13 protein-coding genes and 1 pseudogene are annotated in these 13,280 nt (G+C 60.2%); 7 read left to right on the forward strand and 7 right to left on the reverse strand.

All coding sequences use genetic code 11. The features are described 5' to 3' along the window. Positions 1–90: 90 nt before the first annotated feature. Positions 91–498 (reverse strand): helix-turn-helix domain-containing protein, encoded by a 408-nt coding sequence (locus HTUR_RS19630; RefSeq protein ID WP_012945079.1) that lies wholly within the window; start codon positions 496–498, stop codon positions 91–93. Positions 499–930: 432 nt separating this feature from the next. On the opposite strand from HTUR_RS19630, the gene HTUR_RS19635 reads away from it, so the two are divergent. The 6 genes from HTUR_RS19635 to HTUR_RS19660 all read left to right on the forward strand — a co-directional run bounded on the left by HTUR_RS19635 (position 931) and on the right by HTUR_RS19660 (position 5,618). Beyond that, positions 931–1,770 (forward strand): phosphoenolpyruvate hydrolase family protein, encoded by an 840-nt coding sequence (locus HTUR_RS19635; protein ID WP_012945080.1) that lies wholly within the window; start codon positions 931–933, stop codon positions 1,768–1,770. Then, entirely contained in the window at positions 1,767–2,207 is a 441-nt protein-coding gene (locus HTUR_RS19640) for a cupin domain-containing protein (protein ID WP_012945081.1), read from the forward strand. The genes HTUR_RS19635 and HTUR_RS19640 overlap by 4 nt, the downstream gene beginning before the upstream one ends. Then, positions 2,204–3,424, forward strand: a complete 1,221-nt coding sequence (locus HTUR_RS19645; protein WP_012945082.1) for a Tm-1-like ATP-binding domain-containing protein — start codon at positions 2,204–2,206, stop codon at positions 3,422–3,424. The genes HTUR_RS19640 and HTUR_RS19645 overlap by 4 nt, the downstream gene beginning before the upstream one ends. Positions 3,425–3,787: 363 nt before the next feature. Next, positions 3,788–4,066, forward strand: coding sequence for a hypothetical protein (locus tag HTUR_RS19650; protein ID WP_012945083.1), 279 nt, complete (start codon positions 3,788–3,790; stop codon positions 4,064–4,066). A 315-nt stretch (positions 4,067–4,381) separates the two neighbouring features. Then, the gene (locus tag HTUR_RS19655) at positions 4,382–4,981 is read left to right on the forward strand and encodes a DUF5789 family protein (protein ID WP_012945084.1); all 600 of its coding nucleotides are present in this window, start codon (positions 4,382–4,384) and stop codon (positions 4,979–4,981) included. Between the two features lie 214 nt (positions 4,982–5,195). After that, positions 5,196–5,618, forward strand: a complete 423-nt coding sequence (locus HTUR_RS19660; protein WP_012945085.1) for a hypothetical protein — start codon at positions 5,196–5,198, stop codon at positions 5,616–5,618. A gap of 64 nt (positions 5,619–5,682) precedes the next feature. Here HTUR_RS19660 and HTUR_RS19665 read toward each other — a convergent pair. Then, positions 5,683–6,086 (reverse strand): annotated as a pseudogene (locus tag HTUR_RS19665) (hypothetical protein); the annotation flags it as partial. A 340-nt stretch (positions 6,087–6,426) separates the two neighbouring features. Further along, positions 6,427–7,731 (reverse strand): dicarboxylate/amino acid:cation symporter, encoded by a 1,305-nt coding sequence (locus tag HTUR_RS19670; protein ID WP_012945087.1) that lies wholly within the window; start codon positions 7,729–7,731, stop codon positions 6,427–6,429. An 829-nt stretch (positions 7,732–8,560) separates the two neighbouring features. Between HTUR_RS19670 and HTUR_RS19675 the strand changes: the two genes are divergently transcribed. Continuing rightward, a complete protein-coding gene (locus tag HTUR_RS19675; protein WP_012945088.1) occupies positions 8,561–9,223 on the forward strand; it encodes a hypothetical protein in 663 nt (220 codons plus the stop codon). 559 nt (positions 9,224–9,782) lie between these two features. On the opposite strand, the gene HTUR_RS19680 is transcribed toward HTUR_RS19675, so the two are convergent. From HTUR_RS19680 to HTUR_RS19695, 4 genes are all read right to left on the reverse strand, one after another. After that, positions 9,783–10,397 carry a class I SAM-dependent methyltransferase gene (locus HTUR_RS19680; RefSeq protein WP_012945089.1) on the reverse strand — a complete coding sequence of 205 codons (615 nt, stop codon included), beginning with the start codon at positions 10,395–10,397 and terminating at the stop codon, positions 9,783–9,785. Then, positions 10,394–11,293: an alpha/beta fold hydrolase gene (locus HTUR_RS19685; protein WP_226377542.1), complete on the reverse strand. Its 900-nt coding sequence runs from the start codon at positions 11,291–11,293 to the stop codon at positions 10,394–10,396. Before HTUR_RS19685 ends, HTUR_RS19680 begins: the two co-directional genes overlap by 4 nt. Positions 11,294–11,314: 21 nt before the next feature. Beyond that, the gene (locus HTUR_RS19690; protein ID WP_012945091.1) at positions 11,315–12,139 is read right to left on the reverse strand and encodes a class I SAM-dependent methyltransferase; all 825 of its coding nucleotides are present in this window, start codon (positions 12,137–12,139) and stop codon (positions 11,315–11,317) included. 198 nt (positions 12,140–12,337) lie between these two features. After that, the gene (locus tag HTUR_RS19695) at positions 12,338–13,162 is read right to left on the reverse strand and encodes a helix-turn-helix transcriptional regulator (protein WP_012945092.1); all 825 of its coding nucleotides are present in this window, start codon (positions 13,160–13,162) and stop codon (positions 12,338–12,340) included. Positions 13,163–13,280: the final 118 nt, after the last annotated feature.

A 13,280-nucleotide genomic window follows, 5' to 3' on the forward strand; every position in this document is an offset into this window, starting at 1 on the left:
GATTTAGCGAACGCCGGCGAGAAGATCGGTATCGATAGCACGAGAACGGCTCGAAGAGCGCGAGGACCGGGCGCTGGACGAACTGGACGATTAGCTCTGGGCGGGGATTTCGGTGTCGGCCTCGGCGTGTTCGTACTTGTCCTCGAACTCCTGGATGAGTTGCCCCATCTTCGCGTACCAGTCGTTTAACATCCGCTGCATATCGTTTGCGATCTGAGTGGGATCCGTCGGATAGTACACGTGGTAGTAGCCGCCCTGATCGTAGTTGATCTGCTCTTTCTGGATGAACCCGCTCTGGAGCAGCCGCTGGATCGAGCGGTACGCGGTCGAGCGCTCGCGGTCGACTTGTTCGGCGACCTCGTCGATCGTCAGCGCGTCCTCGCTCTCGACCAGCACGCGAAAGCACTCCTTGTCGAGTTGCTTGAGCCCGTGGATACACTCCAGCAACCCTTCACACTCCATGTCCTGCTGTAGTTGCTCTGCCATCGAGTTAGCCATGTTACTACCTCGAGAGAGGGTTCGTACCGGTATAAGGGTTGTGTGAATATTGTGCAATGTCGATGAGCCGAGATTGGACGGGGGAGAGCGGCCCGCTGTGGCGTTAGTCTGCAGACGTCGCGGACGATTTCGACCGTTCTCGCATCGTCGCGATCGTACGGTAGGGCACGGCCCCGCTGACCGCGGACGACGAGAGCAAAATCAGGGCGAAGCCGACCGTGCTGCACGCTTCGATGGCGAAGTAGTCGCCAACCTATTGGAACGCCGCGGCGATCGCTCCGGCCAGAAGCATCAGCCCGACGGACTCCAACTCCCTCGCTCCGAACGCGAACGGCTTGCGTCGCAGCGGTCTTCGATCCGTCCGGCGACCGCCCACTGATTTCCCGGTCGAGGAAAGCTTAAAGAGCTGTCATGTGGTCGACAACATTTGTCATGGAGTTTATGCGCGAGGAAGCGGTCCGACGACTCGAGGAGACGGTATCGAACGACGAGCCGATCATCGGCGCCGGAGCGGGGACGGGGATGTCGGCGAAGTTCGCCGAGCGCGGCGGCGTCGACCTGCTGATCATCTACAACTCGGGCCGGTACCGGATGAACGGCCGTGGTTCGCTTGCGGGTCTGCTTCCGTACGGCGACGCCAATGAGATCGTGGTCGACATGGGGCGGCAAGTGCTGCCGGTCGTGGAGGACACGCCGGTACTGGCGGGGGTCAACGGAACCGATCCGTTCCGGCAGATGGACGTCTTCATCGAAGATCTCAAGCGCCGCGGGTTCTCGGGCGTCCAGAACTTCCCGACCGTCGGTCTCATCGACGAGGACAGCCAGTTCCGCCGGAACTTAGAGGAGACTGGGATGGGCTACGACAAGGAAGTCGAGATGATCCGTGAGGCCGCCGAGCAGGAGATGCTCACGTGTCCGTACGTCTTCACCGAGGAGCAGGCCCGCGAGATGACCGAGGCCGGCGCGGACGTGATCGTCTCGCATATGGGACTGACGACGTCGGGCGACATCGGCGCTGAAACGGCGCTGGACCTCGATGCGGCAGCCGAACGGGTGCAGGCCCACCACGACGCCGCCAAAGACGTCAACGACGACGTGCTCGTTATCTGCCACGGCGGACCGATCGCCTGGCCGGACGACGCCGAGTACGTCCTGAACAACACAGAGGGCGTCGCCGGCTTCTTCGGCGCGTCCAGCCTCGAGCGGTTGCCGACCGAGGAGGCCATCGAGAACCAGGCCCGCGAGTTCAAATCGATCGAGTTCCGACCATGACGGACCCACAGTACTTCGTCGAACCGGATGACGTCGAGAGTCTAGCGTTCGACTGGGGAGTCCTCAAGTGGCTGCATACCCCTGACGTTACCGGCGGTGACCGCTTCAGCGCGGGCGTCGTGAAACTCGAGCCGGGGAAAGGCCACGAGCGACACACGCACCCCGAGAGCGACGAGATCCTCTACGTTCTGCGCGGAGAGGGAAGACAGGAGATCAGCGACGAGACGCGTGAAATCGCGGCCGGCGAGTTGGTGTTCGTACCGGAGGGCGTCGAACACGGGACGGTGAATACCGGCTGGGAGCCCCTGCTCCTTCTGGCCGTCTACGCGCCGCCGGGACCGGAAGCCGAACTGCGGGAGCTGCCGGAGTGCGAGGTCGTCCCCGCCGGCGAACTCCCGAGCGTGGAAACCGCCGCTTCGAACGACTCAGACCCATGAGCGTCGTCATCATCGGAACGTTGGATACGAAAGCGGAAGAGATCGGCTTCGCCAGGGACGTCCTCGAAGCCCAGGGTGTGGACGTCCACGTCGTCGACGCGGGCGTGATGGGCGAACCGGGATTCGAGCCGGAGACGACTGCGAGCGAGGTCGCCGATGCAGCGGGAACGACCCTCGAGCACCTCCGCGAGGAGGCTGACCGCGGCGAGGCGATAGAGGCGATGGGCGATGGCGCGGCCGAGGTCGCCCAGCGACTCCACGATGAGGGTGTCCTCGACGGCGTCCTCGGATTGGGCGGGTCGGGAAACACCTCGATCGCGACGGCGGCCATGCGGGCGCTGCCCGTCGGCGTCCCGAAGGTCATGGTTTCGACGATGGCGTCGGGCGATACGGAGCCCTACGTCGGGTCCCGGGACGTCACGATGATGTACTCGGTCGCGGATATCGAGGGGTTGAACCAACTTTCGCGGCGGATCATCTCCAACGCCGCGCTGGCGATGGTCGGCATGGTCTCGAACGACCCCGACGTCGACGTAGAAGAGCGACCCACGATCGCCATGACGATGTTCGGCGTCACGACGCCCTGCGTGCAGGCGGCCCGCGAGCGACTCGAGGACATGGGCTACGAGGCGATCGTCTTCCACGCCACCGGGACCGGCGGGCGCGCAATGGAATCGCTCGTCGAGGAGGGTGTCGTCGACGGTGTGCTCGACGTCACGACGACCGAGTGGGCCGACGAACTGGTCGGCGGCGTCCTGAGCGCCGGTCCGGACCGACTCGAGGCGGCCGGCGACGAGGGCATCCCGCAGGTCGTGTCGACGGGCGCGCTCGACATGGTCAACTTCGGCCCTCGCGATTCGGTCCCCGAGGAGTTCGAGGGCCGTCAGTTCCACGTTCACAACCCGCAGGTGACACTCATGCGGACGACGCCCGAGGAAAACGCCGAACTCGGGGAGATCATCTCCGAGAAGCTCAACGACGCGACCGGACCCACCGCGCTCGTCCTTCCCCTCGAGGGCGTCTCGGCGATCGACGTCGAGGGAGAGGACTTCTATGATCCCGAGGCCGACGCGGCGCTGTTCGACGCGCTCCGGTCGTCGCTCGAAGACGACGTCGAACTCCTCGAGATGGAGACCGACATCAACGACGAGGCCTTCGCGGCGAAACTGGCGGAGACCCTCGACGGGTACATGCGAGAGGCTGGACGAGCCCCGTAAGGTGGTCACGGACCGACCGCTCACTGCCATCGGCTGCTCGGTGGCAGACGGTTCGGTCCTCGGCGAACCGGTAAGCGACCGTGTGCAGAGCGCGAGACGTCGTAGCAGATCTCCGCTGGTGTGCGATCCGATAATTCGCTCGAGTTCGGCAGCACAGCTAGCGCCGCACTGATCCTCGTCGCATCGCGGACACCGATAACCGTCCAGTACCGGGCGTGAGCAACGTCATTGAGGGGTACAATCTAACAATTTGAGCGCTTGTGACCTCCAGCAGACTGACCCAACGGGCGGCTCCGACGGCCACTCGAGCATTGTTTGATCCTGACCGAAATTTACACACGTCTACTCCACATTACGGCCAGTATGACACCGACCGTTCACGAACTCAGGAACGAAATCAGAACGGCAACTGGCCGATTCGAACGCGAGGTTTCGACCACGTTCACGAAGGAAGATCTCGCGGCCATTTGCGACGCCGTAAACTACGACATCGACGCGAATTCTCTTCCGTCGAAGCCGCAGATGCGAGCCGGGATTCTCTATCAGATCGGTGAACTCGATGACGATGCTCCAGATAGCACACAGAATCCGTTCAAGAAGGCAGAGCTCGTGCGTATAGCGGACACAGTTAGAGACGACTAGCACTGTTCGGGAACCGATGTAACGCAGTGGCTCGTGATCTACCGAGAATTTTCCACGGACAGAGTATCTGGGTGCGTCGGACCCGATGAGCACGTAATCGACGAGGCGAGGATTCTGGTGTCGTCTGTAGGCGTCAGTTCGGGTCGTCGGGGTTCGTCGCTGTCGAGTCGATAGATGTCCCTGACTGTGTCAAAGTCATCACCGAACGTACCGGTAGCCGAGCCCCTCGGTGGACACAGGAAAACTTCCAGTAGCTGATAGCACGGTTTCTTTGTCGGCCACAGAGCTATCCGACTGGAGAGCCAACATTCGAGGATGGCAGACGATAAGCGCGGTCGAGACAAGCAAGCACACGACGCTGAAAGACGCCAGCGAGAGCGTGAGCTCGCCACAGAACTGGAGCGCGGGGACGAAATAGAGCCACCGGTGGAAGCGGAGCAACTCGCCGATTTTGAGGCGGAACTCGAAGAGCTGACATTCCCGGCGACGGGAATCGAGGTCGTCGAGGCGATCGGCGATCGTGAGCTCGGATCGGCCGAGGGGAGCTACAGTATCGAGGAACTAGTCCCGGAGACAGACGAGGAGACGTTCGACTCTCCAGCTGCCGTTCGGGTGCAGGTACAGCGGCCGACAGTCGCCGCGGCCATGAAACGGGTCGTGGAAGCCAGCGAGACGCTCCGGAATTCGGATTTCAGTTGGACACAGCGCAAGGCGTACGAGAAGACCTTCCGGGAACTCAAAGCGATCGACGCCGATGACGACGATGAAGGGATCCAAGCCATCGGCGACTGGATCGTCGAGCGAATCCGCGACAAAGAAACGCTCCCGACGTCCCGGGCGGTACGCCGAGAAGCGGCGAAGTTCTGTCGGAAGAACGGATATCAGGTCCGAAACGACGAGTGGCTCGGGATATAGACCGACGATCACGGGCGATCGTTGCACTGACTGCTATCAAGTTCCAAGCGTAACCGATACGCACCCTCTATCCTGTACGGGATGTTTTCTTGCGAGAGGCGTCTTGTTCCGTCTCGTTTGGACCTGCGATGGGCTTTATTGTGTTTCCAGTGAAACCACTAGTATGGCACTCGATACAGCGGTCCCGGAACCACCAGACCTCTCGAACCGAGGAATGCCCCGCGAGTTCGAGTGGCAAGAAGAGACGCTCGGGTCAGAGGACTTCTATCGCGAGGACATCGAAGACCTGCTTCAGGAGGGTGCATGGAAGGAGGGGTTCAACGAGTGGACCGAGTACACGAATCTCGATGAAGAGCACGTTCGAATTGTCAGCGACCTCGGCCTGTTCCAGGCGTTCGACTTCTACTGGGACCCAACCGAAGACCGCCTTCGCTTCGACGCCCCAACGATTTCGGACGACTGGCGGGAGCGAAACGCGACTGAGTCGCTCGATTCGAGCACGGTTTCACTGATCGACGGTGAGTTAGCGGATCTCGGCCGAGCGGTACAGGAGGAACTGGACGACTACCTCGAACGGAACGACGAAGCGTCCGACTATGGTTGGGGTGAGGAAACGTACGGTAAACGCGAGGAGTGATTGACCAGCTCGATTTTCCGCTCATCCTTAATTCTAGTATTTCTCCCGGACACTCGCAGTATGGCTATTCCTCGAGGCGCTGTAGCAATTGGGCGACGTGCGGGCTGGTATCCCAGCTTCGATGCGGGCTGATCACCGTGATCAGCGTTCTCGCCTCCTCGGAGGTCATGTGTCCGTTTCGGGCGTAGTCACAGATGAGTCGCGGCGTCGGAACGATGCGTGGCCCCTGGAGAACCGCGTGGATGAGCGGGAAGTTCGTCCACCGAATTCGTCGGTCAGAAAGCCGTCACCGTCGAGTGCGTTCGTGAGGACGATTCCATCGCTCTCTCCGTCGCCGAGGCCGAACGTCGGCCGCGAGTCCGGGGTGTCAGAACGATTATAGGGGTCCTCGACGGTGTAGTGGTTGCGAGCCGTGAGGACGTTGCTCGCGGCAGCGGCGTGGATGTCCTTATATTGCGTGATGTCGCGGGTGTTCGTCGGACCTGCACGCGGCAGCACTGCCAGTCCCAAAAACGGACTGTCGGTTATCGGAGTTCGTGGGGTTCGTCAGCGAGTAGTTTCAGCGCCAGAAGCGAATGACCAATAAGCGAGCGGGACAGACTCTGAGAACCCACAGTCTTCGAGGAAACTATCTCGAATACTGAGTGACTACCAAAGACTTTCCCGAAGGTCTAATGCCCGGGAACGGAATCCCGGCGATGATACCCATTGAGGGGACAGAACCAACCTAATCCCCACCTACACACCCGAAATGCCTTTCTGCCGGACTGCGTCTTATTTATCGCCGCAGTAACGCTTTACCCCGCATCTAGTCATCGCTAGAGACGATATTTCCACTGCCCGCTGATTTCTGCGTCCAGACGCCGTTGTCCAAGTCGATCGCGTCGTTCCATTTGCCTACGACAGTCGAAACCGCGAGGTCACCGGTCACGTTGTTCATCGTCGCGATACGACCGAGGATCGGGTCGACACCGGCGACGAATCCGACCACCGCAAGCGGAAGACCGACCTGATTGAGTACGACGGTGAGCATGACAATCCCTGCTCCGGGGACGCCGGCGGTGCCAATGCTGATAAGCACGGCGACGACCAGCACGAGTACTTGCTCGGAGAACGCGAGTGGTTGTCCGACCACGTTCGCGGCGAAGACGACGGTAATCGCTTGTCGGATGGCGGCGCCGTCCATATTTGCTGTGGCACCAACTGGAAGCGCGAACGAGTAGATACGCTCCTTGATACGGAGGTCCTCTTCGGCGTTGTTCATCGTCACTGGAAGTGTGCCACTCGAGGAGCGGGTGGCGAAGGCGGTCACCATTGCGTCCTTCGCGCCCATGAGGAAGGCGAGCGGCGAGACGTCAGCGACCACGCCCATGAGAAGCAGTAGATACGTGAACGTGATGTGGATGGCAACTGCGATTGCGACAGCGAGCACGAGTTCACCGAGCGACGAGAACACGCCGATTCCCTCAGTGCCGATCCCGGCAGCCATGAGGGCGAATACGCCGACCACGCCGTACTCGAGGACGCCACGAACAACGACAAACATCGCTTCGGCTCCGATCTCAAATGCCTCGAACACTGAGTCGACACGATCCGCGAGTTCATCTTGTTGGGCACGCACGTAGGTGAGCGCGATACCGAAAATGATCACGAAGAAGACGGTCGCGAGCAGGTTCCCCTCTGCCATTGCAGTGACAGGATTGCTCGGGACGATGCCAAGCACGACCTCGGTGAGTGAGGGGGGTGCCTGGGACTCAGCTTCACCGCCGGTAAACTCGACGCCACGGCCGGGTTGAAGGGCGTTCGCGACGGCAAGTCCGATGATGCCTGCGATGGTGGTCGTTACTGCGTAGAGGCCGACAGTTGCTCCCCCGATCTTGCCGAGTCGAGCTGGCGATAGCTGGCGGATTCCAGTCAGCAGCGTGAAGACGATGATCGGGATCACCAGCATGTTGAGCAGCCGCAAGAACAGGTCTCCGAGTGGTTCGACGACCGTCATCTGCTCACCGAATGCGATCCCCGCTGCGGATCCGAGAAGGAACGCGAGTGTGATGCGATAGATCAATGGCACCGACCGGTACCGCTGCCATACCGGACCGACTGTCGAGTACATATGCGCTATCAGGAATTCTCTATTTAAACAGCTATCCTTGTCGTTCGTATTTGAAGCAGTCTATGACAGCTGTTCGTCCGTAGAAACGGGGGACGAATTGCCTCACAACGGATGGATTCGGCCACCCGTATATTCCCTGTCGCTGGAGGAGTAAAGTCGCGATCTCGCAGAAAACGGTTACAATCGCCGATAGATACGTTGCATGAGCACTGCTAGTTCTGGACCTCCTACTTTACCGTCGAGAACTCTCCCGGTCGCGATATCCGGCGAGTTCCTCCGCGAATCGTGCAATTTGCCGAAGCACCTCTGGGGATTGGTCATTGAGTTTCGAAGCGATGCTCATCGCAGGAATGCGCAATTTCGAGGATGTTGAGGAAGTCCTTCGGATTGGAGTGACGATGGACGTCTTGACTCGAAACAGTCAGCGACTCCGGTAGAGAAATAACACGATATACGAATACTGGATATTGAATACGATTAGTACTCACCGGTCAGATTCTGCTGGCCCCCTTCTCCTGCACTCACCGATCCCGTGCGGCGGGGATGTTCTCCGGCGTGCACACGGGAAACCGTCGTACTTGGACTTCTGATCGGCACACCGTCTTGTACGAAACACTGCGGTTCCGGCAACAGCGGATCACGTGGACTCGAGCAACAACAAGTGACTGTCCATCTTGCGTGTTCCAGAGGGTGTCAGAGAACGATCCGTCTGACGTTCTTTTCACCCAATCTGGAGTGAACTACCGGTTCACTACACTTGCGTATTGACCAGTTGAGTACAGATCTCCCGGTATTATTTATGACGGCGGCCAACATCCAGTTGTGACAGATGCACACGACAAAGGAATTGGATAGTACCTCGTTCGAGTACCGGGTCGATGGGGACGTGGTCCCCAGAGAGACGGTGATGCCACACGTGACATCGGATGACCGCGTGGGTGTCGTGATGGGAACAGGGGTTGAGGGGCTTGGTGCTGGTAACTTCGTTCTCTCGTGTGTCACTGCGTTCTACGACTATCTCAGAGAAACCCGCGAAGAAGATTTCTTCGAGTATCCGGACTACTATACCTTCCAGACGACCGGCAACCCAGCGGATTACCGGATGCTTGACATATATCCCGACCACAAGAACGTTTCAGTCAACCGTACTGCAGAGCACCTCTTGCGAGCCATCAACGACCGGGCGATAACGACTCTTCTAGTCCCGAATGAGACAACCAATTCATTTGATTTAGATGATATTACGCTACAGAGTGCTCATCGACGAATAGACCACTGCTACGTGTATGCTCCGGACGGTTGTCCGAGTAATGCGGATTTCTCGATACGTCAGCCACGCCAACCAGCAAATGAATGGTTCGAAACAACTGTCGAGTCGCTAAACGGCGACTCCGAGGTAAGCGTCCCATCATTTGGCTGCGACGACAACTGGATAGTCCAGCAATTCCGGCAGGTCTCGGTTAAACAAGCCCTTGAACGTCTGCCAATCTAGAAACTTTCCACAAGAGACACCCTCTGTCTTGATCGATAGATGAGTCCACTGTACTTACCGTTTGTCGGGTAGTCACAGAGAGGGTATGGGAACGTTCTCTGACACCCTGTATTCCAGCGTATTACTGAACTCGAGTTCACTCATGAACTCGCCAGTAGTAGGTGACTGTCACTTGCGAGCTTCAGTTCAGTGGGATCCTCCACGAGCGACACAGCGCCGTCTGCGTCGGCCAACACGCGACAGGGGGACTGTCAGACCTAGCGACCAGCGAATCACCGAACTCGAGCAACAACAAGGGACTGTCACCACGTGCAGACCTCAACGGACACCAGAGACGCCCAAACGACTGAAAACAGCGGCTCTGGTGAAACCCTCAACTGGTGACAAGCTTGACACCCTCAGCGATAAGTGCAGGGCAAGCAGTTACCGAAGCGGCTATCGATCTATCCGAACTATGCCAAAAACCGCCTGCTGAATATAGAGGGTGTATCCATCAATCGGTCCCACTTGACTGACTTCGAGTTCGAAATCGGAAACCAGATTTGCTACGACGAGCCCGTCACTCGCGTCGGAGCCGGTACCAATGCTCGTTTGGCGTCAATAGCAATTCGACTGGTTTTGGGGCCGTGAACTGTGACGGCCCCATGTCGGTCACCGTCCAGCCCGGGAAGGCCGCCTCGATCTCATCTCGGGTCGCCCCTCGCGGCAGCGGTCCTCTCCGCTTGGGATCCCAAACGAGGAGAAGCACGGTAGCATCGGGCCCAGCGACCGCATCGACCTCCCGCGCCATCGCCTCGCGCTGTGCTCGGTTCAATCCATGGAAGGTCCCGGTATCGAGCACTAACTGGTACTCGTCGTCGATTCCCGCTGTTTCGAGCTCCGTCACGTCTCCGAGGACGAGTTCCATCTCGACGTCGGCATCCTCGACCCGGTTACGAGCACGACGTAACACCCTTTCGACGGTGTCGATACCCGTGACCTGCCAGCCTCGTTTCGCCAGTTCGATCCCCCAGATCCCGCTACCCGTTCCCACGTCGAGGGCTCGTCCGTAGGGTGGGTCGCGTCCACGTTCTTCGCGTTCGAACAGGTCGGTGATCGTCTCGACGAACTCCGGATCCTCGATAGCATCTTCCCACGGATGGAAGCCAACCTTGTACGCTAACTCGTAGTTCATCGCTGCCCTCCATGTTCTCCATCATCGGGAGTCTCGAGCGCGGTGTAGAGTGTTCGCAGGAACACGTCAGGCCGTTCGAGTTTGGGGTCGTCGCCAGCGTCGTCGATCACGTTCAGCGGCCATCCGTAGCGGGCACTCGCATCTTCGGCGACTCCGAGCCGTATGGCGCGGTCGTCCCGCCCCCAGATCAGGGTCGTCGGAACCGGGATCCGTTCTAACGTCTCTGACGGGATCATCGGCATCCCCACCTCCTTCATGAGGGTGCGCATGGCAGTCTTCACGCTCGGGGTGCGTGAACGATCGAGGTGATAGGCCAGGAACGGCTCCCAGGTGTCACCCATCCCCTCGATCAGACCATCCCGATCGAACAGACACTGGCCGAGAAATCTGTGGTACGCACGGTCGGTCGGTCGCACGAGGAACCGGAGCAACCCGAACGCGAACCTCGCGGACGGCCGGAACCGACCTAAGCCAAGCGCGTCCACGAGCACGAGTCGCTGGAGTCGATCACCCCGGTCGCTCGCGAAGCGAGCCGCGATGGCACCGCCGAGCAGATGCCCGATCAGCGTCGGTGGCGTCGGGCAGGTTTGCTCGACCAGTTCGCCGAGCCACGTGACCACGGAGTCGGCGTCCAGCGTGCTGTTCGTTACCTCCGACGTGCCATGACCGGGCAGGTCGGGGACGATCACGCGATGGGTCGTCACCAGTTCCGGGATGACACGCATCCACCAGAACGCGGATTCGCCAGGGCCGTGCAGCAGGACGATCGGCGGACCATCACCGCCCTCCAGAACGGCGGTCGAAACACCAGCCAGTTGCAGCCGTCGCTCCGTGACAGGAAGTTCGGTCAGCAGCCGCTCCCGAGCGTCCGTCGTTTGTTGGTCCTGTATGGACATTGATTTCATCGGAGTGTCAACTCACTTCGTCCCGATACCGATGTTCACCGAGTTGTTCAACACGGCGGGGCCGCTCCCCCCGGACCGCTCGCGCAGCTTGTTATCCAGCGCCTTCTGGGCCGCGGCTTTCTGCTCTGCCGTCAGGTCGGCGACCATCTCCGCCCCGATCGGATTGCTGGCGGTCACCCAGTCCCACATCTGCGTGCCGGACTCGAACTCTAACCGGTGGTTCGCCGTCTCCACGCGGATGTCCGTCAATCCGGCGTCGGCCAGTTCCTCGCGCAGTATCTCGGGATCCGATACCTGGAAAGGTAACGGCGGTGGATCCGTCGGGAGGCCCGTGAACTCGGGGACGGCCGTTTTCACCGCGCCGAGGAAGAATCCAAGGAACTCGACCTCCGAGGGTGGACCCATCGTAACGAGCACCACGCGGCCGCCGGGCTTGGTAACACGCGTCATCTCGCTCAGTCCCCGTGGCAGGTCGGGGAACAGCATGACGCCGAACTGTGATGCGGCGACGTCGAAGGTGTCGTCTTCGAGGTCGAGGGCCTGGCCGTCCATGACTCGGGCCCCCAGGTTCGTGAGCCCCTCCTCGCGGGCACGCGCTTCGAGTCGTTCGACCATGGCGGGAGAGATGTCTGTCGCCAGCACCTGCGCCCCCGCGCGAGCCGCCGGAATGCTCAATCCACCACTGCCGGCCGCAACGTCCAGCATCCGCATCCCCGATCGGAGCCTGGCCCGCTGGAGGGCTGCCTCCGCCAAAGCCATGTTCGATGGCGTTACGTACTCGTCATACCCCGGGGCGATCTCGGTCCATGCTTCCTGTATTGTTGCTTGTTCGGTCATGATACCTCAGATTGAGGTACGCCGGCAGACCACGTCTAAATGTCCGCTGAAAGATTTCATCCCGTGAAGAGCGGCTTCGGTTCTGCGGTAGGGCGGAAATGGTCTGACACGGTGAATCGTCTTGAATGCCCGGTCCACACCGTGATATCCGGCAAATCGCTGGTCGTTAAACGCGCGCCCACCAGTCGCCGACGCGACCTACGGGAGGAGGTCCGACGGGACCAGCGTCTCGAACGCCTCCGGCCCGACTGGTTCGGCCTCTCGGCGGACCCGCTCGAAGGTGGAGATGGCCCACTCGCGTGCCTCGGGTGCGTCCGTATCGATCACAGCTGTCAGCGCCCCGGTCTCGGCGTCGTGACAGCAGATGCCGGCGCGGTCGTCCACGATACCGAGCCCACACCGGTTCCCGTCGGGGAGGTCGTCGTGGACATACACGGTGCAGTTCTCACGGGCGGCGGCTTCCATGACTCGGTCGGGATTCCACGCGACGGTCCCCTCGAGGGCGGTCGGCGAGTACACGTACTCGAGTTCCATGCCGTCGAGGACAGCCTGGCAGACCGTCTCGTTGTTAACCGATTTGTAGACGATACTGTCGAACCCGCGCATTCGGCTCGTTCCTTCGATGAGCTGGGTAAGCCGTTCGACGGGTTCGTACGGGTATTTCGGACCGGGATAGGAGACAACCGCGTCGGCGAAGAGGTCGGCGGAGAACCCCTCCATCTCCCGCGGGAGCCACTGCCAGACATCGCGTAGCTTGCGTTCGACCTCCATCGCGTCGCGGAGATCGAGGAATCGATCTGCCACGAACTCGCCGAGCCGTGTCAGTTGGTAGGTCGGGCCGTCCCGGACGATCCATCGACGATCTTCGAAGTCAGTGAGGATTCGACTCATGGTCGGTGAGGAGGCCCCCGTCGCGGCGCGAAGCTCCCTACCCTCGCGGGGTCCCTCGGTCAGGCCCTCTATGACACCGATGCGGTGACTCGACCGGGCGAGAAATTCGATTTCTTCGATGGCAGTATCCATGGTGTGTGTAGGTGTACCACAGTATAATGGGTATCGGTGCTCATGACCAGTTTAGTGAAGAATACGCATTCTCTATTCAGAGGCTCTATTCCCCGTATTTCGGTAGTTTGCGGGGTAG

Source organism: Haloterrigena turkmenica DSM 5511 (genome assembly GCF_000025325.1).
GTDB classification, from domain to species: domain Archaea; phylum Halobacteriota; class Halobacteria; order Halobacteriales; family Natrialbaceae; genus Haloterrigena; species Haloterrigena turkmenica.

What these genes read in the sequence shown, in the direction of transcription:
- HTUR_RS19630 (WP_012945079.1), bottom strand. Translation starts at nt 498, where the DNA reads ATGGCTAACTCGATGGCAGAGCAACTACAGCAGGACATGGAGTGTGAA.
- HTUR_RS19635 (WP_012945080.1), top strand. Translation starts at nt 931, where the DNA reads ATGGAGTTTATGCGCGAGGAAGCGGTCCGACGACTCGAGGAGACGGTA.
- HTUR_RS19640 (WP_012945081.1), top strand. Translation starts at nt 1,767, where the DNA reads ATGACGGACCCACAGTACTTCGTCGAACCGGATGACGTCGAGAGTCTA.
- HTUR_RS19645 (WP_012945082.1), top strand. Translation starts at nt 2,204, where the DNA reads ATGAGCGTCGTCATCATCGGAACGTTGGATACGAAAGCGGAAGAGATC.
- HTUR_RS19650 (WP_012945083.1), top strand. Translation starts at nt 3,788, where the DNA reads ATGACACCGACCGTTCACGAACTCAGGAACGAAATCAGAACGGCAACT.
- HTUR_RS19655 (WP_012945084.1), top strand. Translation starts at nt 4,382, where the DNA reads ATGGCAGACGATAAGCGCGGTCGAGACAAGCAAGCACACGACGCTGAA.
- HTUR_RS19660 (WP_012945085.1), top strand. Translation starts at nt 5,196, where the DNA reads ATGCCCCGCGAGTTCGAGTGGCAAGAAGAGACGCTCGGGTCAGAGGAC.
- HTUR_RS19670 (WP_012945087.1), bottom strand. Translation starts at nt 7,731, where the DNA reads ATGTACTCGACAGTCGGTCCGGTATGGCAGCGGTACCGGTCGGTGCCA.
- HTUR_RS19675 (WP_012945088.1), top strand. Translation starts at nt 8,561, where the DNA reads ATGCACACGACAAAGGAATTGGATAGTACCTCGTTCGAGTACCGGGTC.
- HTUR_RS19680 (WP_012945089.1), bottom strand. Translation starts at nt 10,397, where the DNA reads ATGAACTACGAGTTAGCGTACAAGGTTGGCTTCCATCCGTGGGAAGAT.
- HTUR_RS19685 (WP_226377542.1), bottom strand. Translation starts at nt 11,293, where the DNA reads ATGTCCATACAGGACCAACAAACGACGGACGCTCGGGAGCGGCTGCTG.
- HTUR_RS19690 (WP_012945091.1), bottom strand. Translation starts at nt 12,139, where the DNA reads ATGACCGAACAAGCAACAATACAGGAAGCATGGACCGAGATCGCCCCG.
- HTUR_RS19695 (WP_012945092.1), bottom strand. Translation starts at nt 13,162, where the DNA reads ATGGATACTGCCATCGAAGAAATCGAATTTCTCGCCCGGTCGAGTCAC.